At 65.0% G+C, this 20,797-nt stretch carries 23 protein-coding genes; 9 read left to right on the top strand and 14 right to left on the bottom strand.

Features of this window, described 5'->3' with window-relative positions:
- Positions 1 to 20: 20 nt before the first annotated feature.
- Positions 21 to 740: a Crp/Fnr family transcriptional regulator gene (locus tag AB6802_RS09225; protein ID WP_371009757.1), complete on the bottom strand. Its 720-nt coding sequence runs from the start codon at positions 738 to 740 to the stop codon at positions 21 to 23.
- A gap of 170 nt (positions 741 to 910) precedes the next feature.
- Here AB6802_RS09225 and AB6802_RS09220 point away from each other — a divergent pair, with 170 nt between their 5' ends.
- Together AB6802_RS09220 and AB6802_RS09215 are read left to right on the top strand one after the other, a co-directional pair.
- Complete coding sequence (locus tag AB6802_RS09220; protein ID WP_371009756.1) at positions 911 to 1,141, top strand: hypothetical protein; 231 nt, start codon at positions 911 to 913, stop codon at positions 1,139 to 1,141.
- A gap of 60 nt (positions 1,142 to 1,201) precedes the next feature.
- On the top strand, positions 1,202 to 2,095 hold the full coding sequence (locus tag AB6802_RS09215) for an alpha/beta fold hydrolase (protein WP_371009755.1): 894 nt from the start codon (positions 1,202 to 1,204) through the stop codon (positions 2,093 to 2,095).
- A gap of 1 nt (position 2,096) precedes the next feature.
- Here the strand turns inward: AB6802_RS09215 and AB6802_RS09210 are convergent, their stop codons facing one another.
- Complete coding sequence (locus AB6802_RS09210) at positions 2,097 to 2,327, bottom strand: hypothetical protein (protein ID WP_371009754.1); 231 nt, start codon at positions 2,325 to 2,327, stop codon at positions 2,097 to 2,099.
- A 335-nt stretch (positions 2,328 to 2,662) separates the two neighbouring features.
- Here AB6802_RS09210 and AB6802_RS09205 point away from each other — a divergent pair, with 335 nt between their 5' ends.
- Positions 2,663 to 3,148: a hypothetical protein gene (locus AB6802_RS09205; protein WP_371009753.1), complete on the top strand. Its 486-nt coding sequence runs from the start codon at positions 2,663 to 2,665 to the stop codon at positions 3,146 to 3,148.
- Between the two features lie 29 nt (positions 3,149 to 3,177).
- Positions 3,178 to 3,495: a plasmid stabilization protein gene (locus tag AB6802_RS09200; RefSeq protein ID WP_371009752.1), complete on the top strand. Its 318-nt coding sequence runs from the start codon at positions 3,178 to 3,180 to the stop codon at positions 3,493 to 3,495.
- 34 nt (positions 3,496 to 3,529) lie between these two features.
- On the opposite strand, the gene AB6802_RS09195 is transcribed toward AB6802_RS09200, so the two are convergent.
- From AB6802_RS09195 to AB6802_RS09175, 5 genes are all read right to left on the bottom strand, one after another.
- Positions 3,530 to 5,626, bottom strand: coding sequence for an EAL domain-containing protein (locus tag AB6802_RS09195; RefSeq protein ID WP_371009751.1), 2,097 nt, complete (start codon positions 5,624 to 5,626; stop codon positions 3,530 to 3,532).
- Positions 5,627 to 5,900: 274 nt separating this feature from the next.
- Complete coding sequence (locus AB6802_RS09190; RefSeq protein ID WP_371009750.1) at positions 5,901 to 7,079, bottom strand: M20 aminoacylase family protein; 1,179 nt, start codon at positions 7,077 to 7,079, stop codon at positions 5,901 to 5,903.
- Between the two features lie 30 nt (positions 7,080 to 7,109).
- The gene (locus tag AB6802_RS09185; RefSeq protein ID WP_371009749.1) at positions 7,110 to 8,306 is read right to left on the bottom strand and encodes a diaminopropionate ammonia-lyase; all 1,197 of its coding nucleotides are present in this window, start codon (positions 8,304 to 8,306) and stop codon (positions 7,110 to 7,112) included.
- Between the two features lie 200 nt (positions 8,307 to 8,506).
- The gene (locus AB6802_RS09180; RefSeq protein ID WP_371009748.1) at positions 8,507 to 9,742 is read right to left on the bottom strand and encodes a Zn-dependent hydrolase; all 1,236 of its coding nucleotides are present in this window, start codon (positions 9,740 to 9,742) and stop codon (positions 8,507 to 8,509) included.
- Entirely contained in the window at positions 9,739 to 10,941 is a 1,203-nt protein-coding gene (locus tag AB6802_RS09175) for a diaminopropionate ammonia-lyase (RefSeq protein ID WP_371009747.1), read from the bottom strand. Before AB6802_RS09175 ends, AB6802_RS09180 begins: the two co-directional genes overlap by 4 nt.
- A 103-nt stretch (positions 10,942 to 11,044) precedes the next feature.
- On the opposite strand from AB6802_RS09175, the gene AB6802_RS09170 reads away from it, so the two are divergent.
- Both AB6802_RS09170 and AB6802_RS09165 read left to right on the top strand, forming a co-directional pair.
- Positions 11,045 to 11,527: an Lrp/AsnC family transcriptional regulator gene (locus AB6802_RS09170; RefSeq protein WP_371009746.1), complete on the top strand. Its 483-nt coding sequence runs from the start codon at positions 11,045 to 11,047 to the stop codon at positions 11,525 to 11,527.
- 153 nt (positions 11,528 to 11,680) lie between these two features.
- A complete protein-coding gene (locus tag AB6802_RS09165) occupies positions 11,681 to 11,980 on the top strand; it encodes a HigA family addiction module antitoxin (RefSeq protein ID WP_371009745.1) in 300 nt (99 codons plus the stop codon).
- On the opposite strand, the gene AB6802_RS09160 is transcribed toward AB6802_RS09165, so the two are convergent.
- From AB6802_RS09160 to AB6802_RS09140, 5 genes are all read right to left on the bottom strand, one after another.
- Positions 11,977 to 12,954 carry a branched-chain amino acid ABC transporter permease gene (locus tag AB6802_RS09160; RefSeq protein ID WP_371009744.1) on the bottom strand — a complete coding sequence of 326 codons (978 nt, stop codon included), beginning with the start codon at positions 12,952 to 12,954 and terminating at the stop codon, positions 11,977 to 11,979. The genes AB6802_RS09165 and AB6802_RS09160 overlap by 4 nt on opposite strands.
- Position 12,955: 1 nt before the next feature.
- A complete protein-coding gene (locus tag AB6802_RS09155) occupies positions 12,956 to 13,843 on the bottom strand; it encodes a branched-chain amino acid ABC transporter permease (protein ID WP_371009743.1) in 888 nt (295 codons plus the stop codon).
- A gap of 271 nt (positions 13,844 to 14,114) precedes the next feature.
- Positions 14,115 to 14,819, bottom strand: coding sequence for an ABC transporter ATP-binding protein (locus tag AB6802_RS09150; protein ID WP_371009973.1), 705 nt, complete (start codon positions 14,817 to 14,819; stop codon positions 14,115 to 14,117).
- Between the two features lie 11 nt (positions 14,820 to 14,830).
- On the bottom strand, positions 14,831 to 15,595 hold the full coding sequence (locus tag AB6802_RS09145) for an ABC transporter ATP-binding protein (RefSeq protein WP_371009972.1): 765 nt from the start codon (positions 15,593 to 15,595) through the stop codon (positions 14,831 to 14,833).
- A 44-nt stretch (positions 15,596 to 15,639) separates the two neighbouring features.
- Positions 15,640 to 16,848 (bottom strand): ABC transporter substrate-binding protein, encoded by a 1,209-nt coding sequence (locus AB6802_RS09140; RefSeq protein WP_371009742.1) that lies wholly within the window; start codon positions 16,846 to 16,848, stop codon positions 15,640 to 15,642.
- A 241-nt stretch (positions 16,849 to 17,089) separates the two neighbouring features.
- On the opposite strand from AB6802_RS09140, the gene AB6802_RS09135 reads away from it, so the two are divergent.
- Positions 17,090 to 17,779, top strand: a complete 690-nt coding sequence (locus tag AB6802_RS09135; protein ID WP_371009741.1) for a GntR family transcriptional regulator — start codon at positions 17,090 to 17,092, stop codon at positions 17,777 to 17,779.
- Positions 17,780 to 17,950: 171 nt separating this feature from the next.
- On the opposite strand, the gene AB6802_RS09130 is transcribed toward AB6802_RS09135, so the two are convergent.
- A complete protein-coding gene (locus AB6802_RS09130) occupies positions 17,951 to 18,658 on the bottom strand; it encodes an SDR family NAD(P)-dependent oxidoreductase (RefSeq protein ID WP_371009740.1) in 708 nt (235 codons plus the stop codon).
- Positions 18,659 to 19,027: 369 nt separating this feature from the next.
- Here AB6802_RS09130 and AB6802_RS09125 point away from each other — a divergent pair, with 369 nt between their 5' ends.
- Positions 19,028 to 19,363 (top strand): hypothetical protein, encoded by a 336-nt coding sequence (locus tag AB6802_RS09125; RefSeq protein WP_371009739.1) that lies wholly within the window; start codon positions 19,028 to 19,030, stop codon positions 19,361 to 19,363.
- Between the two features lie 304 nt (positions 19,364 to 19,667).
- Here AB6802_RS09125 and AB6802_RS09120 read toward each other — a convergent pair whose 3' ends face one another.
- Positions 19,668 to 20,264 (bottom strand): YdeI family protein, encoded by a 597-nt coding sequence (locus AB6802_RS09120; RefSeq protein WP_371009738.1) that lies wholly within the window; start codon positions 20,262 to 20,264, stop codon positions 19,668 to 19,670.
- A gap of 175 nt (positions 20,265 to 20,439) precedes the next feature.
- On the opposite strand from AB6802_RS09120, the gene AB6802_RS09115 reads away from it, so the two are divergent.
- Positions 20,440 to 20,784 (top strand): VOC family protein, encoded by a 345-nt coding sequence (locus tag AB6802_RS09115; protein WP_371009737.1) that lies wholly within the window; start codon positions 20,440 to 20,442, stop codon positions 20,782 to 20,784.
- Positions 20,785 to 20,797 lie beyond the last annotated feature (13 nt).

Raw genomic sequence — 20,797 nt, 5'->3', positions numbered from 1 at the left:
GACGCGCTGGTCGAACCGCTTCAGCGCGGCTCCCGGTTCATGCTGAGATAGGTCGGGTCGAACTCGGCAATCTGAACCAGGCGCTGCCAGTCGAGAATGGTGATCCTGTGGCTCGCCCAGCTGATCACGTCCATGCGGCGCAAAGTGCCGATCACCCGGTTCATATGGACGACCGACAGGCCAAGCACATCGGCAAGCTCGGCCTGCGACAGCGGCAGATGGAAGCTCATGTCGCTTGTCTTCTTCACCACCTGCAGCCTCACGAACAGCTCGCAGATCAGATGCGCCAGATGCGAGGTCTTGGACCGGCGGCCCATGGCTACGATCCATTCGCGATGGATGGCGCCGTCGACCAGCGTATCCAGCCACAGCAGCCTGGTCAGATGCGGCGCCTGCTCGGTGATGGCCTTCAGCTTGCCGTGGTCCGCCACCACGACGTGACAGGGTGAGAGCGCGACGATGCCGTGATCCATCGTCTTCAGCAGGAAGGCGTGCAGGTCGACGAAATCGCCGGCGACCTGCAGCGAGGTGAACTGACGCCCGCCATCCTCCAGCACCTTGTAGCGGGCAGCGAGCCCATCGATGATCAGCGTGCTGAAGCCCGGCCTGGAGAACTCCGCCACGATGTCCTCGCCGGTGCCGAAGTATTTTTCAACCGACATGGCGCCGGCCAACAGTGCCTTCTCGGCCTCGGAGAGAGCATCGTGCTGGCCAAGGTTGAGATAGAGTGGTTCGAGCATCCGGTTCTTCCTGTCGCCGCGTCCGCCATGCCTAACGTTGTCAGCTTGGGACTGGTTGCAGGCAAAACACTTTTGATCTGAACGCCCGGTCGGCGAATTTCTTTTCTTGATCAGCTGCTTGGAACGATAGGCCGCGACAGGAATTGAATTCGAAATCGCCAGGGGTACCGATGCAGCGCTTCTATTTCGACTTGTACAACACCGAACACAGCCAGCACGACAGCGAAGGGCAGTTGTTCGCCGACCGCGAGCGCGCCGGCATGGAGGCGTTACGCATCCTGCACGACGTTGCCCGCGACGAGATGCCTGTCGGCAAAAACCTGACGATCACCGTGAAGGTGCGCGACGAGAAGCGGGAGATCTTCGAGGCATCGCTGACCCTGGATTCGGCCTGGAGTTGAATCGCGCAAGGCGGCCGCCACGATCAAGCAACCATCGCTGGCGCCAGCCGTTTCGTCTCGATGTTCGAGGATTTCGAGAGCGCCGAAGTCGACACCGGCGAGGCGCGGATTTTCATCCGGCGCGGCGGCAGCGGATCCGGCCTGCTCTTGCTGCACGGCTTTCCGCAGACGCATCTGATGTGGCGCGACGTGGCGCCGAGGCTGGTGAAGGATTTCACCGTCATCTGCGCCGATCTGCGCGGCTACGGGCAAAGCTCCTGCCCGCCTTCGGCTGCCGATCATGCGCCCTACGCCAAGCGCGCCATGGCCGGCGATCTGGTGCGGCTGATGGACAGGCTCGGCTTTCAGCGCTTCCACCTCGCCGGCCATGACCGCGGCGGACGCGTCGCCTACCGGCTGGCGCTCGACCATCCGGATCGTGTCGACAGACTTGCCGTGCTCGACATCGTTCCAACCGCCGATGTCTGGGATCGTGCCGATGCCAGGCTGGCGCTCGGCTACTGGCCGTGGTCGCTGCTGGCCCAGCCCGAGCCGCTGCCGGAGGCGATCCTGGCAGCCGCCGCCGGGGCGATCGTCGACAATGCGCTCAGCGGCTGGGGCTCGTCGCCGCGCGCTTTCCCGGCCGAGGTCCGGCAGGCCTACGTCCAGGCGCTGCGCGACCCGGCCCATATCCATGCGATCTGCGAGGAATATCGCGCCGCCGCCTCGCTCGACCGTGAGCACGACCGTACCGACCGCGAAGCCGGCCGCCGCATCGCCTGCCCGCTGCTTTCGCTATGGAGCGATCACGGCGCGCTGGCCGAATGGTATGCGGATGACGGCGGGCCGCTCGGCCTGTGGCGGAACTGGGCCGACGATGTAAGCGGCAAGGCAATGCCCGGGGGGCATTTCTTTCCCGAGGAATTGCCGGCCGAGACGGCCAAGATCCTCGGCGACTTCCTTGCCGGCCACTAATCTAGGGGTAGAGCGAGGCCAGGTACAACGCCGGTGCGCCGATGAAGCAAAGCGCCATGACCACCAGCACGATGTGGCCAAGACGTTCCGCGCGCCTGGCAATCTCGGCAACCTCCTCATCGCTGTTGAGGAGATCGAGGAACGACAAATCGGCGCGGCTGTCTGGTTGATTGTCGTTGGCGGGAAGGCTCGCGGCATCGTGCCGGGCAGGCTTTGTTGAGATAGAGGTCAAAACGTCTCGCTTCCGAAGTCAATCGCGGGGGGGCTGATTGGGTGCCCGCCGAGAATGGCACTGGGGGAATCGGCGGGCACCCTGAAACAGCCGACGATAGAGGGGGCTTTCTCGCCGGCCGCTTAACAAGTCGCGGATCTGGTTTTGGTTGCAGCCCTCGGCCCTATGCTCCCCGAGTTCGGACTTTAGTCCGACTGGTTCCCTTACCGGATGTTGGGTGGAGCCCAGACTCCTCCATCCGATGGAACCTCTTGCTTGCCCTCCAGTTGCCTTAGAAGCGTCCGGCATGAGGCTTGGTCGCACCGGCTTGGCAAGATGATCCGACGGAGGCACCGATGTCGCTGCACACACTTCACCCCGAACGCGTCGACGAGGCGCGCTTACATGCCTATTCCACCTTCGCTCCGCTCTTGATGAATGCGCTGGCCGAGAAGCTGGCGCGCTGCCAGGGGATCAAGGAACTGGACAAGCTCGAACGGTCTCTGATCGATCTGGTCGAGCAGACGGATGTCGCCGCGCCACATGCGGAAGCGATGAAGGAATTCGCCATCGAGCTTGTGGTGTCGACTTTGCGCAATGTCCGCGCGCATCCCGACGCCAAGCACGATCTCGAAGAAATCGAAGGCCGCCGCGCCGAGGGCCGTTCGGAGAATCCGGACACGCTGGAAGAGCAGTTGCAGTCCGGCCTGGAAGACAGTTTTCCGGCGAGCGACCCGCCGGCCGTCGTCTCCACCGCCATCAGCGGCGGCGCCAAGGACATCGTCGGCACGGACGAAGTGCTGCGCCGCAAGAAGGCGGCGGGGCTGCGCAAGCAGGGCTGATCGGCCCGTTATGACCAGGGAGAAGAAAAATGCCACGTGGTGACAAATCGAAATACACCGACAAGCAGGAGCGCAAGGCCGACCACATCGCCGAAGGCTACGAGAAGCGCGGCGTTTCCGACAAGGAAGCCGAGCGGCGCGCCTGGGCAACCGTCAACAAGGACGATGGCGGCGGCAAGAAGGAAGGCGGATCGGGGCGCGGCGAGCACACCGGACATCCGGCCGCGCATAAGGGCGGCAGGACAGGTGGCAAGGCGTCCGCCGATCGCCCGGCGGCGGAACGCTCCGCTTCGGCAAAGAAAGCGGCGGCAACGCGCAAGCGCAATGAGGGCCATGCGCATCATTGATGGCCGAGCCCTCCGTTGGGGAGACCGGGCTGTATCAGCCGACCCGCTTCTCCCCGACGGCGCCCATCGCCCGCGCCACGATCGCTTCCAGCGGCTCGGGCCGGTGCAGGAGATAGCCTTGGCCATAGGCGACGCCCATGCCTTGCAGGATCTCCAGCGCGCTCTTTTCCTCGACCTTCTCGGCCACCACATCCGCGCCCATCGACCGGGCGATACCGGCGATCGCGGAGACGATCTCGCGGTCGAAACGGCTTTCGGCGATATGCTCGATGAAGGAGCCATCGATCTTGATGGCGTCGATGGGGAAGCGCCTGAGATATTCGAACGAGCTCATGCCGGCGCCGAAATCATCGAGGCTGACCCGGCAGTGGCGCTCGCGCGCCTTGCGCACGAAGTCGGCCGCGGCGGCGAAATTGGTCACGGCGGCGGTCTCGGTGATCTCGAAGCCGATTGCCGACGCCGGCGCGCCGCTGTCGGCAATGGCCTGGTCGGCGAAATCCCATAGCTGCGGGTCCGACAATGTCTGTGCCGACAGGTTGAAGCCGAGCGAGATGGCGCCTGCGCGCATCGCCTCGCCATGGCGGGTGAGCGCCGTGCGGATGATCCAGCGATCGAGCCTCGCGGCAAGGCCGAAGCGTTCGGCCACCGGCATGAAGTCGCCCGGCGGGATCATCTTGCCGTTGCGCGCCTCAAGCCTTGCCAACACCTCGACATGGCGGCTGTCTTCCCAGGGCAGGCCGAGGCGATGGATCTCCTGGCCGTAGAGTTTCAGCCGGCCGTCCTCCATGGCATCGACCAGGTCGGCGGCGAGCCGCGCGGCGTTGAGGCCGCCGGCACCAGATGCCGTCTCCGGCGAGAACACCGCGAAACGGTCGCGGCCGCCGGCCTTGGCGGCGTAGCAGGCGTCGTCGGCGCAGGCGAGCGCGTCGGCCACCGCCATGGTGCGGTCACGCACGAAGGCGATGCCGATGCTGGCGGCCAGCCGGCGCGAGGTGACCGCGGAGCCGAGATCGGCATCGCGCACCGCGGCAAGCACGGCGCGGGCGAGGCGCTCGGCGCAGGCGTCGTCGCAGGTCGGCACCAGAAGCGCGAATTCGTCGCCACCAAGCCGCGCGGCATGCGCGGACGCCGGCAGGCTGGCGAGGATGCCGGCCGCGACGCTTTTCAGCGCCAGGTCGCCGGCGGCATGGCCGGCATAGTCGTTGAGCGCCTTGAAGTAGTCGAGGTCGACATAGAAGACGGCGAGCGGCAGCCGCTCCGCCATGGCGATGTTTTCGGCAAGGAGCCGGTCGAAGGCGGCGCGATTGAGCAGCCCGGTCAGCGCGTCATGGTTGGCGGCGTAGGCCAGCTCCTCGGCCCGCATCTTCTCCTCGGTGATGTCGCGCACGGTGCCAAGGAACTGTCCGGCCGAGCCGACGCCGGCGATGAAGCGAACCAGCGACTCGATGTGACGGAACTCGCCGTCGCGGCGGATGATGCGATACTGCACGGCAATGACGCTGTCGCTGCCCAGCGACATCCGGTGGGCGCGCTCGGTGGCTTCCTTTTCGTCCGGGTGCAGAAAAGTGTGCCAGAGATCGGCGGACACCTCGTCGCTTTCGGCAACATGGCCGAAAATCTCGCGGGTGCGGGCGTCCCAATAGCTCTTGTTGGTGCCGACGTCGTAGTGCCAGATGCCGGTGCCGCTGGCGGCGAGCGCCAGGCGGAAGCGCACATTGACCTCGTCGAGCGCGGCTTCGGCTTCCTTCTGCCTGGTGATGTCGGTCTGGACGCCCATCAGCCTGAGCGGCCGGCCTTCGGCGTCGCGCTCGACGACGCCGCCGCGGTCGAGCACCCAGATCCAGTGGCCGTCCTTGTGGCGCAGCCTCAGCTCGGTTTCGATGGACGGGGTCAGCCCGGCAATATGCCGGTCGCCGCTGTCAATCGCGCCCTGGCGGTCGTCGGGATGGGCGAGGTTGAGCCAGAGGTCGGGCGTATAGGCGAGTTCGCCCTCGGCATAGCCCAGCATCTTCGACCAGGTCGGCGAGTAGTAACAGTCGCCGGTCGATAGATTCCAGTCCCAGAGGCCCAGATGAGCGCGGTCAAGCGCCAGTGCCCAGAACTCCGCCTTGCGTGTCTTGTCGTCCGCCATGCCCTGTTTGTCTTCCACCCCCCGTCGCGCAATTCTGCCCGAAACGAGACAAGAAAGAGTTACCGGGGTACAGCTGATCTCCCCCCTCGTGGGGGAGATGGCCGGCAGGCCAGAGGGGGCGCGATGGATCGCGGCGTTGGTTGAAACTTGTGATCAGCCATTAATCGAGGGCAGCCATCAACCGAGGGCGTTTGACTGCGAAGACCTGAAAGGCCGGCGGGACAGCGCCCCCCTCTGCCCTGCCGGGCATATCGCCCACAAGGGGGGAGATTGGCTAAACGCTCACCGCCAGCCTCCTCCGCACCACCGCCGCATGAAACCGCGCGCCGTGCAGCAGGCCTGCGTCGTTGAAGTCATAGGCCGGATTGTGCAGCGGCGCGGTGTCGCCGTTGCCGAGGAAGACGAAGCAGCCGGGGACATGGTCGAGGAAGCGGGCGAAATCCTCCGACGCCGTCATCGGCTCAGCCGCGACGCGAACAGCGTCGTCGGCCGCGATGCCAACGGCATCGTCGGCCAGCACAGTCCGGGCTGCCGCGAAGGCCTCCTCGACAAGCGCCGCGTCGTTGATCAACGGCACGAATTCGCGCGTGTAAGTGATCTCGGCATCGACATTATAGGCTTGCGCCGTGCCCTCGGCGATGCGGCGCATCTCCGCTTCGATCGCGGCGCTCACCTCTGACCGGAAACTGCGGCAATCGCCGAGGATGCGGGTCATGCCGGGCAGCGCGTTGCGGGTACCGTCGGTGATGAGCTCGGTGACCGAGACGACACCGATGTCGGCGGGGCTGAGCCGCCGCGAGACTATCGTCTGCAGGTTGACCACCAGCGCGCAGGCGGCGACCAGCGTCTCGCGGCCGGCATGCGGCCGTGCCGCGTGGCCGCCAAGGCCTTTCAGCACGATCTCGAAATTGTCCTCGGCCGACATCACCGGGCCGCTCCGGGTCTCGAAATGGCCGACAGGCAGGCCCGGCATGTTGTGCAGGCCAAAAATCTCCTCGAAGGGGAAGCGCTCGAGCAGGCCGTCGTCGAGCATGGCGAGCGCGCCCTTGCCCCATTCCTCGGCCGGCTGGAAGATGAAACGCACCGTGCCGTCAAACCCGCCTTCGTCGGCCAGCAGCCTGGCGGCGCCGAGCAGCATCGCGGTATGGCCATCATGGCCGCAGGCATGCATGGTGCCGGGCGTCCGCGAGCGATGGGGTGCATTCCCCTGCTCTGCGATGCGCAGCGCGTCCATGTCGGCGCGCAGCGCGATCGCGCGGTTGCCGCTGCCCCGGGTCAGCGTGCCGACGACGCCGGTGCCGCCGATACCCTCGGCGACCTCCAGGCCGAACGCGCGGAGTTTTTCCGCCACGAACGCCGAGGTGCGCTTCTCCTCGAAGCCGAATTCCGGGTGGGCGTGGAGATCATGCCGCCATGCGGTCATCTCGCGGTGCAAAGCATCGAGATCGGTCATTGCGACTCCCATTTCGGGCGGCTTGCGTCGTCAGGCAGGCTGCAGCGCAATATCCTGCGGCGCCATGCCAACCAGCTCGGCGTAGCGGTCGGGGTCGGTCGCGCCTTCGGAGTTGATGATGAGCACGCGGGACGCGGCGTCGAGACCGAGGGCCGCCCGCATGGCCACGTCGCCCGCGGCGCGGATCAGTCCGGCCAGCCCTGCCCCGCCGCTCTCGCCGGCAACGATGGCCGCATCATTGCCCTTGGGCCGCGCCAGCCGGTTCATCACCGCGACCGCGTCTTCTTCCTCGACCGTCATGAAGGCATCGCCGACGCGCGAAAGCACGCGCCAGGCGATCAAGGACGGCTCGGCGCATTCGAGCATCGTCATGACGGTCGGGCCCTGATGCGAGATTGTCGCCGGACGTCCGGCCTCGGCCGAGGCATAGATACAAGCCGAGCGCGTCGGCTCGACAACAACGGTTTTGGGCCGCTTCAGGCCAAGCAGGATCGCCATATGGCCTGCAATCGCCGCCGCGAGGCCGCCGACGCCGGCCTGCAGGAAGACATGGGTGGGCGGCTCGGCCAGATGCCGCAATGCCTCGCGCACGATTACCGTATAGCCCTGCATGACGAGGCCCGGGATGCGCTCATAGCCTGGCCAGGACGTGTTGGAGACGATCTTCCAGCCGCGCTCGGCGCCGACCCGGGCGACTTCGCGTACCGCATGATCGTAGCCGCCCTCGACCTGCACGATCTCGGCGCCGAGGCGGGCGATGGCCTCGACACGCTCGCGGCTCACGCCGGCATGGACAAAGATCACCGATCGCGCCCCGACCAGGCCGGCGCCCTGCGCCACCGACCGGCCATGGTTGCCATCGGTGGCGCAGACGAAGATCATTTCCGAGGCGATCCGGCGCACCCTTGCGTCGCCGATCTCGGCGACATCGACATCGCGGCCGAGGCGTTTTCCCGCCTCCTCCAGCACCAGCCGGATGACGGCATAGGCGCCGCCCAACGCCTTGAAGCTGCCAAGGCCAAGGCGCTGGCCCTCATCCTTGACATGAAGGGCGGCGATACCGAGCTCGCCGGCCAGCGCCGGCAAGGCGTGCAAAGGTGTTTCGACATGATTGTCGCGCGCCTTGAGATAATGCCCGGCGCGCTCGGCGCCCGCCATGCCGAGGGCTTCGGCGTCGGCCGCGACCAACGGCTGGTTGTGTTCGGGACGTTGGTTGAGCAGCATCATGGCATTCTTTTTCGAGGCACTGAATTGCATTGATGAACGTGAGAACTATTTTGCTAGTGATCGAAGTTTGTTTCTTCCCGATGTCGCCAGATCCCGGCTGCGATAGAACGCGACGTGGTCGACTGAACTATTTTTGGGTGTAATTGTCTGCCTCAAAGTCAGTCATCCACGCTTTTTCGTTTTGCGGCCCGCTTTTGTGGTCAGTCAACCGCCAGTCCGGCGGTGACACCGAGCAGTATGTTGGCGCCCGCGATGAGCTCGCCGGCAGCGGTGAACTCGGCCGGATTGTGGCTGATGCCGCCACGGCTCGGCACGAAGATCATCGCCGACGGCGCGATGCGCGCAATCATCTGCGCGTCATGCCCGGCGCCCGACGTCATGCGCCGGCAGGAAAGACCTGCGGCCTTGGCGCCGGCCTCGATCAGCGCGACGACGCGCGCGTCGAACGTCACCGGCTCGAAACGCGCCAGGCTTTCGGCCTGGACGGTGACGCCGGCGCTTGCGGCAAGTTCGTCGAGGAAGGCGGCAAGGGCTGCTTCCTCCGCCTTGAGGCTCGCTTCATTGGGATCGCGCAGGTCGATGGTGAAAATTGCCCGCGCCGGGATGACGTTGATGGCGTTCGGCTCGAAAGCGATGGTGCCGACGGTGGCGACCGTGCGTGCGCGCGAGGCACTGGCGCGGTCGGCGATGAAGGAGATCACCCGCGCGGCGGCGACGCCGGCATCGCGACGCATCGCCATTGGCGTCGTGCCGGCGTGATTGGCCTCGCCGTCGATCGTGATGCGCTGCCAGGAAATGCCTTGCAGGTTCTCGACCGCGCCGATGGCGATGCCTTCGCGCTCCAGCACCGGCCCCTGTTCGACATGCAGCTCGACATAGACATGCGGCTTGAGGAAGCCGGGCTGATGCTGACCGGCGTAGCCGATGCGCTCCAGTTCCTTGCCCAGCACCGTGCCGTCGGTGCCGACAGCGGCCAGAGCGTCCTCGATGCCGACGCCGCCGGCATAGACCAGCGAACCCATCATGTCGGGGGAATAGCGCACGCCTTCCTCGTTGGTGAAGGCGGCGACGACAAGCGGACGCGCCGGCGCGAAGCCGGCCTCCTTCAGGCTCTCGATCGCTTCCAGTCCGGCAAGCACGCCATAGCAGCCATCATAGATGCCGGCGTCGATCACCGTGTCGATGTGCGAGCCGAGCATGACCGGCGCCAGATCGGTATTGGCATTGTCCCGCCAGATGCCGAAAATGTTGCCGATGCGGTCGACGGCGACCTCGAGCCCGGCCTCTTTCAGCCAGCTGACCAGGCGGTCGCGGCCGAGGCGATCCATATCCGAGGCGGCGACGCGCACGAGCCGGCCCTGCGCATCGCGGCCAAGGCTGCCGAGCTCCTCGATGCGCCTGATGAGGCGATCGGCATTGATCGTCAGATTGCTCACGCCGGCTGCATGGCTCGCGCTACACCTTCCGGCGCCATCCCCACCAGTTCGGCGTAACGGCCGGGGTCGGTCGCGCCTTCGGAGTTGATGATGAGCGCGCGGGATTGGCCGTCGAGACCGAGCGCGGCGCGCATGCCGATGTCACCGGCGGCCCGGATCAGCCCGGCAAGCCCCGCCCCGCCGCTCTCGCCGGCAACGATCGCCGGATCGCCGCCCTTGGGCCGCGCCAGCCGGTTCATCACCGCGACCGCATCGTCCTCCTCCACCGTCATGAAGGCGTCGCCGACGCGCGAAAGCACCCGCCAGGCGACCAGCGACGGCTCATGGCATTCCAGCATCGCCATGACGGTCGGTTGGTCATGCGGGATTTTTACCGGACGCCCCGCCTCGGCCGTGGCGTAGACGCAGGCCGCCCGCGCCGGCTCGACCACGACGATCTTCGGCCGCCGCTCGCCAAGCAGGATCGCCAGATGGCCGGCAATCGCCGCGGCGAAGCCGCCGACGCCGGCCTGCAGGAAGACATGGGTGGGTGGCTCCGGCAGATGCCGCAACGCCTCGCGCACGATCACCGTATAGCCCTGCATGACCAGGCCCGGAATGCGCTCATAGCCCGGCCAGGAGGTGTCGGAGACGACCGTCCAGCCGCGCTCGGCGGCGATGCGGGCGGCCTCGCGCACCGAATGATCGTAGCCGCCGTCGACCCTGACCATCTCGGCGCCATAGCGGGCGATCGCCGCGACACGCTCGGGGCTGACGCCGGCATGGACGAAGACCACCGAGCGAGCGCCGACCAGGCCGGCCCCCTGCGCGACCGAGCGGCCATGGTTGCCGTCGGTGGCGCAACAGAAGGTCATCCGCGCGGCGATCGCCCGCACCTTCGCATCGCCGATCTCGCCCGCATCGAGCTTGCGGCCGAGTTGCTTGCCGGCCTCTTCGAGCACCAGCCGGATGACGGCATAGGCGCCGCCCAGCGCCTTGAAGCTGCCAAGGCCGAGACGCCTGCCCTCGTCCTTGACGTGCAATGCCGCGATGCCGAGTTCGGCCGCCAGCGCCGGCAAGACATGCAGCGGCGTCTCGGAGTGGCTGTCGCGCGCCCTCAAGAAACGCTCTGCCTCCTCGGCGCCGGCAATGCCGAGCGCGGCAGCGTCGGCCGCCGCCAGTAATTGCCTGTATTCGGGACGTCGATTGAGCAGGATCATGGTTTCCCCCGTTTCATGCCCCGGAAATCTATTGCAGAGCGCCTGAGAAATGCGCTCTGTTTCGGCGAGCCGATTGCAAGTTTGTTTCGTCTGGATGTCGCCGATGCCCGTTCCGCCAAATCTCGACGCCTTCGACCGCGCCATCCTCGCCATCCTGCAGAAGGACAACACCACCCCACAGCGGGTGATCGGCGAGAAGGTGAACCTGTCGGCCCCGGCGGTGCAGCGGCGCATCCGGCGGATGGAGGAAACCGGCGTCATCCGCGCCAATGTCGCGCTGGTCGATCCGGCCAAGGTCGGCCACCCGATCACCATCTTCGTCGAGGTCGAGGTCGAGAGCGAACGCGCCGAGCTGATCGACGCCGCCAAGCGCGGCTTTGCCGAAGTGCCCGAGGTGCAGCAATGCTACTACGTCACCGGCGAGGCCGATTTCATCCTCGTCGTCACCGTGGCTTCAATGGCCGACTACGAGGCGCTGACCCGGCGGCTGTTCTTCGAAAACAACAACGTCAAAAGGTTTCGGACGTTCGTGGCGATGGATCGGGTGAAGATGGGACTTGAGGTGCCGGTGGGTGGGTCAGCGTAGCGTTTTGGAAGGCGTGCCGCGTATCATACCGCGATACTTTTTGTTGACGCAAGCAACGTATCATGACACGATACGAATCCTGGAAACCGGATGATCCGGTCGTTCAAGGACAAGACAACCAAGCCAGGGCGCCCTTCCCGATGGGGTGAAGAAATGATCAAACTCGATGTTCCTATTCATCCAGGCGAGATTCTGAGGACGGAATTTCTTGAGCCCCTCGATCTGAAGCCCTACACGCTGGCCAAGAAGCTTCATGTGCCGCGCACCCGCATCGAGCGCCTTGCCAACGAGACCACGCCGGTCACGCCGGACACGGCTTTGCGGCTTGCGAAGTTTTTTGGCACCACACCGCAGTTCTGGATGAACATGCAGGCCAGTTACGATCTGGCTGTCGAGGGCGCGTCGCTACAGGAAGAGCTTAAGGAGATCGAACGATACGAAGCGGCTGCCTAATTGCCGCCGCTTGGCGCCCGTCTCAGCCACCGCGCATAAACCTCCCCGACAATGCCGCGCCTGAAGATCAGCACGCACACCATGAAGATGAGCCCGGTGGCGATGGTCACCGGGAAGCCGGAGGTGGCTAGCGTGTTCTCCAGGCCGACGACGAGGCCGGCGCCGACCACGGGGCCGGCCATGGTGCCGATGCCGCCGAGCAGCGTCATCAGGATCACTTCGCCCGACATCTGCCAGGTGACGTCGGTGAGCGTGGCGAATTGGAAGACGATGGCCTTGGTGGCGCCAGCCAAACCCGCAAGGGCCGCCGACATGACGAAGGCGGCGAGCTTGTAGCGGCCGACCGAATAGCCCAGCGAAATGGCGCGGTTCTCGTTCTCGCTGATCGAGCGCAGGATCATGCCGAAGGGCGAGTTGACGATGCGCCAGATGGCAAAGACGCCGATCAGGAAGATGGCAAGCACGAAGAAATACATGTTCATGGTGACGTTAAGATCGATGACGCCGAAGAGCGTTCCACGCGGCACGCCCTGAATGCCGTCCTCGCCCTCGGTGAAAGGCGCCTGGACACAGAAGAAATAAAACATCTGCGCCAGCGCCAGCGTGATCATCGAGAAATAGATGCCTTGCCTGCGGATGGCGAGGAAGCCCATGATGAGCCCGAGGCCAGCCGCGCCGACGGTGCCGAGCAGAATGCCGGCCTCGGGCGGCCAACCCCAGGCTTTTACCGCGTAGGCGCAGAAATAAGCCGCGCCGCCGAAGAAGGCGGCATGGCCGAAGGACAGCAGCCCGGTGTAGCCGAGCAGCAGGTTGAAGGCGCAGGCGAAGAGCGCGAAGCACAGCATCTTCATGATGAAGATCGGGTAGATGAGGAAGGGCGCGGCAATCAGCGCCACGATGGCCAGCGCCACCAGGATGCGCTCCAGCCTGAGCGAAGCCGCGGCGCGTTCTTCGTGAAGGGTCGCCTCGCTCATCTCAGGCGTCCCTTCCGAACAGGCCGGCCGGTCGCAACAGCAGCACGATCGCCATGATGACGAAGACGACGAGGTTCGACGCCTCCGGGTAAAAGACCTTGGTCAGGCCTTCGGCGAGGCCGAGCATATAGCCGGTGACGATAGCGCCGAGGATCGAGCCCATGCCGCCGACCACGACGACGGCGAAGACGACGATGATCAGGTCCGAGCCCATCAGCGGACTGACCTGGTAGACGGGCGCCGCGAGGATGCCGGCCAGCCCGGCAAGGGCGGCGCCGAGACCATAGGTGAGCGTCAAGAGCAGCGGCACGTTGACGCCGAAGGCCTGCACCAGCTCGGGATTCTCGGTCGCGGCGCGCAGATAGGAGCCGAGCCTGGTCTTTTCGATCAAAAGCCATGTGCCGATGCAGACGACGAGCGAGGCGACCACCACCCAGCCGCGATAATTGGGCAGGAACATGAAGCCGAGATTGGTGCCGCCGGCGAGCTGCGCCGGCACGGCATAGGGATTGCCGGAGACGCCGAAGAAGTAGCGAAACACGCCTTCGATGACCAGGGCCAGACCGAAGGTGAAAAGCAGGCCGTAGAGCGGGTCGAGGCGGTAGAGCCTGGACAGCGCCACGCGCTCCACCACCATGCCGAACAGGCCGACGGCCAGGGGCACGATGATCAGCGCCGGCCAGTAGCCGATGCCGAGATGGACGAGCAGCAGATAGCCAATGAAGGCGCCAAGCATATAGAGCGCGCCATGGGCGAAATTGATAATGCGCAACAGGCCGAAGATGACGGCCAGCCCCAGGCTGAGCATGGCATAGAAGGAGCCGTTGATCAGGCCAACCAGCAATTGGCCGAGAAGCGCTTGGATCGGAATGCCGAAGATCATGGTCATGGGGCCAGCACCGAGATGTCCGTTGAATGCGGTGCGGCCGATTGTTGACGCAGGCGCCGCCCCTCATTGCCCTGCTGGGCATTTCTCCCCGTGAACGGGGAGAAAGAGGCTGAGCGCGGCGCCGGCTCTCCTCCTGCGACGTTGGCGGTTGGCGAAAGCGGCGGCCAAAGCGTCCCTTCTCCCCGTTTACGGGGAGAAGATGGCGGCAGCCAGATGAGGGGCGGCGCCAGCGCCTGCCAGGTAGCGGTCATCCAATGGACATTTGTCCCGCTCATACCCCCAGCACCTCGTGCAATTTGTCGGTGTGCGCGGAAAGCTGGCCGACCGGAAAGCCTTGCACCACCTTGCCGTGATCCATCAGGTAGAAGCGGTCGGCGATGCGGGCGGCGAAGCGGAAATTCTGCTCGACCAGGAGGATGGTCATGCCGCGCTTTTTCAACGTTGCCAGCAACTCGCCGATACGCTGAACGATGACCGGCGCCAACCCCTCTGTCGGCTCGTCGAGCAAAAGCATCTCGACGCCGGTGCGCAGGATTCGCGCGATCGCCAGCATCTGCTGCTCGCCGCCCGACAGTTTCGTGCCCTGGCTGTTGCGGCGCTCCTTGAGGTTGGGGAAGAGCTCGAAGATCTCCTCCACGCTCATGCCGCCCTTGGCGACCACCGGCGGCAGGATCAGGTTCTCGTCGACGGTCAGCGTGGCGAAGATGCCGCGTTCCTCCGGCACGAAGCCGATGCCCTGATGGGCGACGCGGTGCAGCGGCAGGCGCATCAGATCCTTGCCTTTGAAAGTGACGCTGCCGGTCCGCTTGCGGATCAGCCCCATGATGGCGCGCAGGGTCGTCGTCTTGCCGACGCCGTTGCGGCCAAGCAGCGTGACGGTCTCGCCGCGAAATATGTCGAGGTTGACGCCGTGCAGCGCATGGCCTTCGCCATACCAGGCATTGAGGTCGCGCACGGCAAGCAGCGGCTCGCTCATGCCCGCCCCACTCATGCCCGTTCCCCTTCATGCTCGGTCCCCATGTAAGCGACGCGCACGCGCTCGTCCCGGCTCACGGTTTTGTAGTCGCCGGCGGCCAGCACCTGGCCGCGCTGCACCACGGTGATCCAGTCGCAGAGATCGGCGACGACGGTAAGATTGTGCTCGACCATCAGCACGGCGCGGTCTTTTGCCAGTGAGCGGATGATGCCGGAGATCATGCCGACATCCTCATGCCCCATGCCGGCCATCGGCTCGTCGAGCAGAAGCACTTTCGGATCGAGCGCCAGCGTGGTGGCGATCTCGAGCACGCGCTTGCGGCCGTAGGACAGATCGCCGGCGAGCCGGTGCGCGGCGTCTTCGAGGCCGACGATGGCAAGCAACTCGCGCGCTCGCGGCGTCAGTTGGTCGAGCGCCGAGACCGGGCGCCAGAACTGGTGGCCCAGTCCGCTTGGGCGCTGCAGCGCGACGCGCACATTGTCGAGGACAGAAAGATGCGGAAAGATCGCCGAGATCTGGAACGAGCGCACGAGGCCCATGCGCGCGACCTTCGCCGGCGGCGCGCGGGTGATATCGGTGCCGAGCAATTCGATGCGGCCGGCGGTCGGCTGCAGGAACTTGGTCAGAAGGTTGAAGATGGTGGTCTTGCCGGCGCCGTTCGGGCCTATCAGCGCATGGATTTTCGCATGGTGGACGTCGAGGTCGACATCCTTCACGGCGACGAAGCCGGCGAAGTCGCGCCTCAGGCCGCGGGCGGACAGCACCACCCGCGGCATCTCTTCGCTGCCGTCCCGGCGGACGGCGGTGGCGGTTTCGACCGTCACTTGGTGACGAGCGGGCAGCCGCTTTCCTCGGCTTTCAGGAATGCCTTGTCGCCCGGAATGGTCGCCAGGTAATTGTAGTAGTCCCAGTCCTTCTTCGACTCTTCCGGCTTCTTGACCTGGTAGAGATACATGTCGTGCACCATCGAGCCGTCGGCCTGGACCTTGCCATTGGCGCTGAAGACGTCGTTGACCGGCATTTCATGCAGCTGTTTGGCCACCGCCTCGGTCGCGTCGGTGCCGGCCTTGTCGACTGCTTTCAGGTATTGCAGCACCGCTGAATAGGTGCCGGCCTGGATCATGTTGGGCATGCGGTTGGTGCGCTTGAAGAAACGCTCGGCGAATTTGCGGCTCTCGTCGTCGCGGTCCCAATAATAGCCTTCGGTCAGCACGACGCCTTGCGCCGCCTGCAGCCCGAGACCGTGCACTTCGGCCAGCGTAAACAGAAGTGCGGCCAGCCGCTGGCCGCCGGCGACGATGCCGAACTCGGCTGCCTGCTTGATGGCGTTGGAGGTGTCGAGGCCGGCATTGGCGAGACCAACGACCTTGGCGCCGGAGGACTGCGCCTGCAAAAGGAAGGAGGAATAGTCGGTCGAGCCCAGCGGATAGCGCACTTCGCCCAGCACCTTGCCGCCGCTCGCCTCGACAAGCTTGGCGGTCTGCTCTTTCAGCGAATAGCCGAAGGCATAGTCGACGGTGATGAAATACCAGCTGTCGCCGCCCTGCTGCACCAGCGCGCCGCCGGTGCCGACCGCCTGGGAATGCGTGTCATAGGCCCAGTGGAAGCCATAGGGCGAGCACTGCTTGCCGGTGAGGTCGGAGGAAGCCGCGCCGGTGACGATGTCGATCTTCTTCTTGTCCTTGGAAATGCCCTGGACGGCGAGCGCGACGGACGAGGTGGTGAGCTCCATGATCGCGTCGACCTGCTCGGTGTCGTACCATTGGCGCGCGATGTTGGAGGCGATGTCGGCCTTGTTTTGATGATCGGCGTTGACGATCTCGATCGGTGCGCCCTGCACCTTGCCGCCGAAGTCCTCGACCGCCATCTTGGCGGCCTCGACCGACCATTTGCCGCCGAAATCGGCATAGACGCCGGACTGGTCGTTGAGGATGCCGATCTTGACCTTGCCGTCGGAGATTTCGCCGGCCGCCGCCGGCAGAGCGCTTGCCGCGAGCAGAGCGGCCGAAACGATATAGGATGCTTTCACTGGTGGTTCCTCCCTTGTGGCCAGCCGCGCCAATGCGCCGGCCTCGCGATGGTTCAACAGTTGTGTCCGTGTGCCTGAAAAATGCGGGTCCGTGCACTCCGCTTCTTGTTCCTCCTCGGCGCGCTCACGCCCTGCCCTCGCATGCGCACGGTTGAAGCCTAGCATCCAGTCCCGCGAACGCAGAATGCTATTTTCGTAGCATGCCGTAATGTTAGAGTGACCGACGTAACCGAGGACGCCGATGCTCACCACGACCGATTATGGCGGCAAGGAAGCCGATGTCGTGCGGGCGCTGGAGGAAGACATCATCTTCGGCCGCCTGGCGCCGGGCACGCGGCTGGTGGAGGATGTGCTTCTGGCCCGCTTCCCGGTGTCGCGCCACTCGATCCGCCAGGCGCTCTACCAGCTCGAAAAACTCGGCGTCGTCACCCGCGAGCGCAACAAGGGCGCCATGGTGCGACGGCTTTCACCCGAAGAGGTCGGACAGATCTACGAGGTGCGCGAGCTTTTGCAGCGGCAGGCGGCGCTGATGATCCCGCTGCCGGCAAGCGAGGCGCTGATCGCGGAGTTGACCGAGATCCACCGGCTCTACAGCGCCCATGTCGATGCGCGTTATTTGCGCGGCATCCACGAGGCCAATGACCGCTTCCACCTGACCATGTTCTCGGCTTGCGGCAACGACTATCTGGTGTCGTCGATCGAGCAATATATGCGGCTCAGCCTGCCGGTGCGCGCCAATTCGCTGGCCGATCCCGAGCAGCTCGACGTGTCGCGCCGACACCACGAAATGATGATCGAGGCGCTGAAGCGCCGCGACAATTGGGTGCTGGCGCAGCTCTGCGTCGACCATCTGCAGCCAAGCAAGAAGTTCTATCTCGATGAGATTGGGAAGAATGGGGAAATCGGGAAGAATGGCGGCGACGCGGCTTGAGGCGGGCGCAGTCCCGCACCGCCGAGTGCGCGCTAAAACATAAATCGAAACAATATGTTACGTCATTTTTCCACTATCGCGCCGCCTTCTCGGCGCGATAGTGGAAAAATGAATTAGAACAGACACTTATGGCGGATTGGCTACATCCTCAGTGCCGAGCAATCCAACCATTCACCAGGGTAGCGTCTTGCCGTCGCGGAAGAAGCCGCCGGTCGGGCCGTCATCCGGCAGGGTTGCCGCCCAGACGATGCCGGCCGCTCCTTGCGCGACGGGGCGACCGCCAGGGCCGCCCATGTCTGTCGCGACCCAGCCGGGGCAGATCGAATTGACCAGCACACCGGCGCCGCGCAGCTCGCCGGCCAGGATGCGGGTCAGCGCGTTGAGCGTCGCCTTGCTGGTCGAATAGGCCGGCGCGCCGGCGCCCATCGAGGCGAGCGAGCCGCCCTCGGACGAGACATTGACCAGCCGGCCATGACCGGAGGCGCTGAGCAGCGGCGCGAAGGCCGCGGCGACACGCCAGGCGCCGAAGACATTGGTCTCGAACGCCTCGCGGATCACCGTCCAGTCGGGCCTCAGCGCCCGCGAGCCCGGGTCGTAGTGGATGGCCGCGTTGTTGACCAGGACGTCGAGCCGGCCAAACCGGCGCTCGACCTCGGCGGCCGCGCGCGCCGCCGCATCGGGCGCGGCGACGTCGAGTTCAATGGCTTCGACCTTGCCGCCGAGCTGCTTTGCCGCCGTCTCGCCCTTGGCGAGATCGCGCACGCCGAGGAGCACGGTGAAGCCGAGCGCGGCGAGCTGGCGACCCGTCTCCAGGCCGATGCCGCGATTGCCGCCGGTGACAAGCGCCACCTTGCCGGAATTGTTCTTGTCGGTGGTCATTGCGCGTGTTCCTTCGGTTCCTCATGTCGATAGCAAGATGGCATCGATCGCAGCGATTGATTAGGGCGCGAGGCTCGCACGCGTTGTGCGACCAGGCTCATGAATGATCCCGATCTTGAACCAGCCGGATGCGCAGGGCTGTCGCCAGGACCGAAGCGTAAATCGCGCCTCCACGCGCTGCCGCCCTGTCGGCCGGCAATGCGGTCACCTTCCCAATTCGTGTGGCGCCGAGCCGCCAGACACAATTCAGAAACAAGATTCAACACTCGGGAAAAACTCGCGAAAAGAGCGCCTGTCATAAGCGATGCCGGAGCAGCCGAATTTGCGGCGCGCGACAGAGACATCGATCTTAAACAAGGAATGCCGATTATGAAAAAGACCCTTCTTTCCGCACTCGGCCTTGCCGTCGCGCTCGCTTTCGCGGTGCCGGCGCTCGGCACCACCGAAGCCAACGCTGCCGCGACGACCGCCGCGACCACGACCACCACCACGACGGCTGCTCCGGCCGCGACCACCGAGACGGCGAAGCCGGCCGCCAAGGTCGAGCACAAGAAGCATCACGCCAAGAAGCATCACCGTCATCACGCCAAGAAGCATCATCACGGCAAGAAGCACGCGAAGCATCATGCCAAGAAGCATCACGTGAAGAAGCATCACGTGCGCAAGCATCACGTGAAGAAGCATGCCGCGAAGAAGGCCGCCTAAGACGCTGCCTCTGCGCGGTTCCGTGCTTTCCTGGAACTGCGAACACTCTTCATGACCGGATGATCCCGGGCCGCCTCCAAAGGGGTTCAGGATCATCGCTTCCCGAAAACGCCGCCCTGCCTTCCGGGCGGCGTTTTTGTTTTCGGTCTTAGAGCAATTCCAGGAAAAGTGTGTGCGGTTTTCCGTCCGGAATTGCGTAAAAACAAATAGTTAGAGCACTTCACCGGTGAAATGCTCTGGTGAGGCATGCTCCTCTCCGAAAACCGGCAACCACTGGCGCGGTCCTTCGGTTCGGAATCATGCCCTACTTCTTCTGCGGATAGATCGTTTCGCCGCGCGCCAGCATGGCGACAAGGTCGGCGATCTTCTTCTTTCGCCCCGCCTCGGTCTTCATGTTGTGGGTGCGGAAGGCGAGCGAGAAGCGATTCTGGGCGTTCAGCGTCGGCAACATCGCCCTCGCCTTCGGCTCGGCATCGATCGCCGCCTGCAGGTCCGGCGGAATGGTCATCTCCCTGGAGCCGCCATAGGCGCGGTCCCAGCGACCGTCGGCCTTGGCTGCCTCGACCTGACGCAAGCCATGCTCGGTCATCCGGCCCTCCTCGACCAGGCGGGCGACATTATCGATGTTGATCTTGCTCCAGATGCTCTTCCTGCCGCGCGGCGTGTAGCGCTGCAGGAAGCTTTTGTCGTCGAGCGACTTGCGCACCGCATCGATCCAGCCGAAGCACAGCACCACGTCGATCGCCTCTTTCGGCGTGATCGAGGCCAGGCCCGAACCGACCTTGTGGACCTTGATCCAGACCTCGCTTTCACCAGCGTGATTGTCGCCAAGCCAGGCATGGAAGCTTTGGGCGTCGGGAAACTCCCGCACCTTGTCCGGGTCGACCTTGATCGGCGCCATTTTTACCTCGCTTAGTTTGCCAGCAGTCTGGATGATTCCTGCCCGCTTGTAGCCGTCACCGGTGCCAGTTCCTGTCAGCAGGCGGCCGCAGGCTATCTCGAAGTCCTCCCCGGCCGGAACGCGCCGGGCGGTCGCCGCGTTCCCGGTGCAGAGCAACCGATCCGAGGAGGCCCCAATGGGTATCGAGACGATCTTCGCCCATGTCAGCTGTTCCAATCTCGAAGCCAGCACGCAATGGTATGAGAAACTGTTCGGCAAGGCGCCCGCCCGCCGGCCGATGGCCGGGCTGGTCGAATGGCAGTTCACCGACAGCGCCGAAGTGCAGCTCTTCGAGGACAAGGACAAGGCCGGCACGAGCACGCTGACCATCGGTGTCCTGCCGCTGGAGCCCGAGCGCAAACGCCTGGCCGATGCCGGCCTTGAGCCCGGCCCCGTCGAGGACGCGAAGGATTTCTACATCATGCGCATGCGGGACCCCGACAACAACCTCGTCGTCCTCGCCAGCGCGCGGCGCAACTGAGCTACCCGTCACG

The sequence above is a fragment of the Mesorhizobium sp. RCC_202 genome, assembly GCF_041355295.1.
Lineage (GTDB): Bacteria > Pseudomonadota > Alphaproteobacteria > Rhizobiales > Rhizobiaceae > Mesorhizobium.
Note: the sequence above shows the minus strand (reverse complement) of the source record. Positions and strands in the feature narration are given on the sequence as shown.

Bases quoted from the DNA above. Each gene is read 5' to 3' on its own strand.
- AB6802_RS09225 (WP_371009757.1), bottom strand. From the start codon at position 740: ATGCTCGAACCACTCTATCTCAACCTTGGCCAGCACGATGCTCTCTCC.
- AB6802_RS09220 (WP_371009756.1), top strand. From the start codon at position 911: ATGCAGCGCTTCTATTTCGACTTGTACAACACCGAACACAGCCAGCAC.
- AB6802_RS09215 (WP_371009755.1), top strand. From the start codon at position 1,202: ATGTTCGAGGATTTCGAGAGCGCCGAAGTCGACACCGGCGAGGCGCGG.
- AB6802_RS09205 (WP_371009753.1), top strand. From the start codon at position 2,663: ATGTCGCTGCACACACTTCACCCCGAACGCGTCGACGAGGCGCGCTTA.
- AB6802_RS09200 (WP_371009752.1), top strand. From the start codon at position 3,178: ATGCCACGTGGTGACAAATCGAAATACACCGACAAGCAGGAGCGCAAG.
- AB6802_RS09195 (WP_371009751.1), bottom strand. From the start codon at position 5,626: ATGGCGGACGACAAGACACGCAAGGCGGAGTTCTGGGCACTGGCGCTT.
- AB6802_RS09190 (WP_371009750.1), bottom strand. From the start codon at position 7,079: ATGACCGATCTCGATGCTTTGCACCGCGAGATGACCGCATGGCGGCAT.
- AB6802_RS09185 (WP_371009749.1), bottom strand. From the start codon at position 8,306: ATGATGCTGCTCAACCAACGTCCCGAACACAACCAGCCGTTGGTCGCG.
- AB6802_RS09175 (WP_371009747.1), bottom strand. From the start codon at position 10,941: ATGATCCTGCTCAATCGACGTCCCGAATACAGGCAATTACTGGCGGCG.
- AB6802_RS09170 (WP_371009746.1), top strand. From the start codon at position 11,045: ATGCCCGTTCCGCCAAATCTCGACGCCTTCGACCGCGCCATCCTCGCC.
- AB6802_RS09165 (WP_371009745.1), top strand. From the start codon at position 11,681: ATGATCAAACTCGATGTTCCTATTCATCCAGGCGAGATTCTGAGGACG.
- AB6802_RS09160 (WP_371009744.1), bottom strand. From the start codon at position 12,954: ATGAGCGAGGCGACCCTTCACGAAGAACGCGCCGCGGCTTCGCTCAGG.
- AB6802_RS09155 (WP_371009743.1), bottom strand. From the start codon at position 13,843: ATGACCATGATCTTCGGCATTCCGATCCAAGCGCTTCTCGGCCAATTG.
- AB6802_RS09150 (WP_371009973.1), bottom strand. From the start codon at position 14,819: ATGAGCGAGCCGCTGCTTGCCGTGCGCGACCTCAATGCCTGGTATGGC.
- AB6802_RS09145 (WP_371009972.1), bottom strand. From the start codon at position 15,595: ATGCCGCGGGTGGTGCTGTCCGCCCGCGGCCTGAGGCGCGACTTCGCC.
- AB6802_RS09135 (WP_371009741.1), top strand. From the start codon at position 17,090: ATGCTCACCACGACCGATTATGGCGGCAAGGAAGCCGATGTCGTGCGG.
- AB6802_RS09130 (WP_371009740.1), bottom strand. From the start codon at position 18,658: ATGACCACCGACAAGAACAATTCCGGCAAGGTGGCGCTTGTCACCGGC.
- AB6802_RS09125 (WP_371009739.1), top strand. From the start codon at position 19,028: ATGAAAAAGACCCTTCTTTCCGCACTCGGCCTTGCCGTCGCGCTCGCT.
- AB6802_RS09120 (WP_371009738.1), bottom strand. From the start codon at position 20,264: ATGGCGCCGATCAAGGTCGACCCGGACAAGGTGCGGGAGTTTCCCGAC.
- AB6802_RS09115 (WP_371009737.1), top strand. From the start codon at position 20,440: ATGGGTATCGAGACGATCTTCGCCCATGTCAGCTGTTCCAATCTCGAA.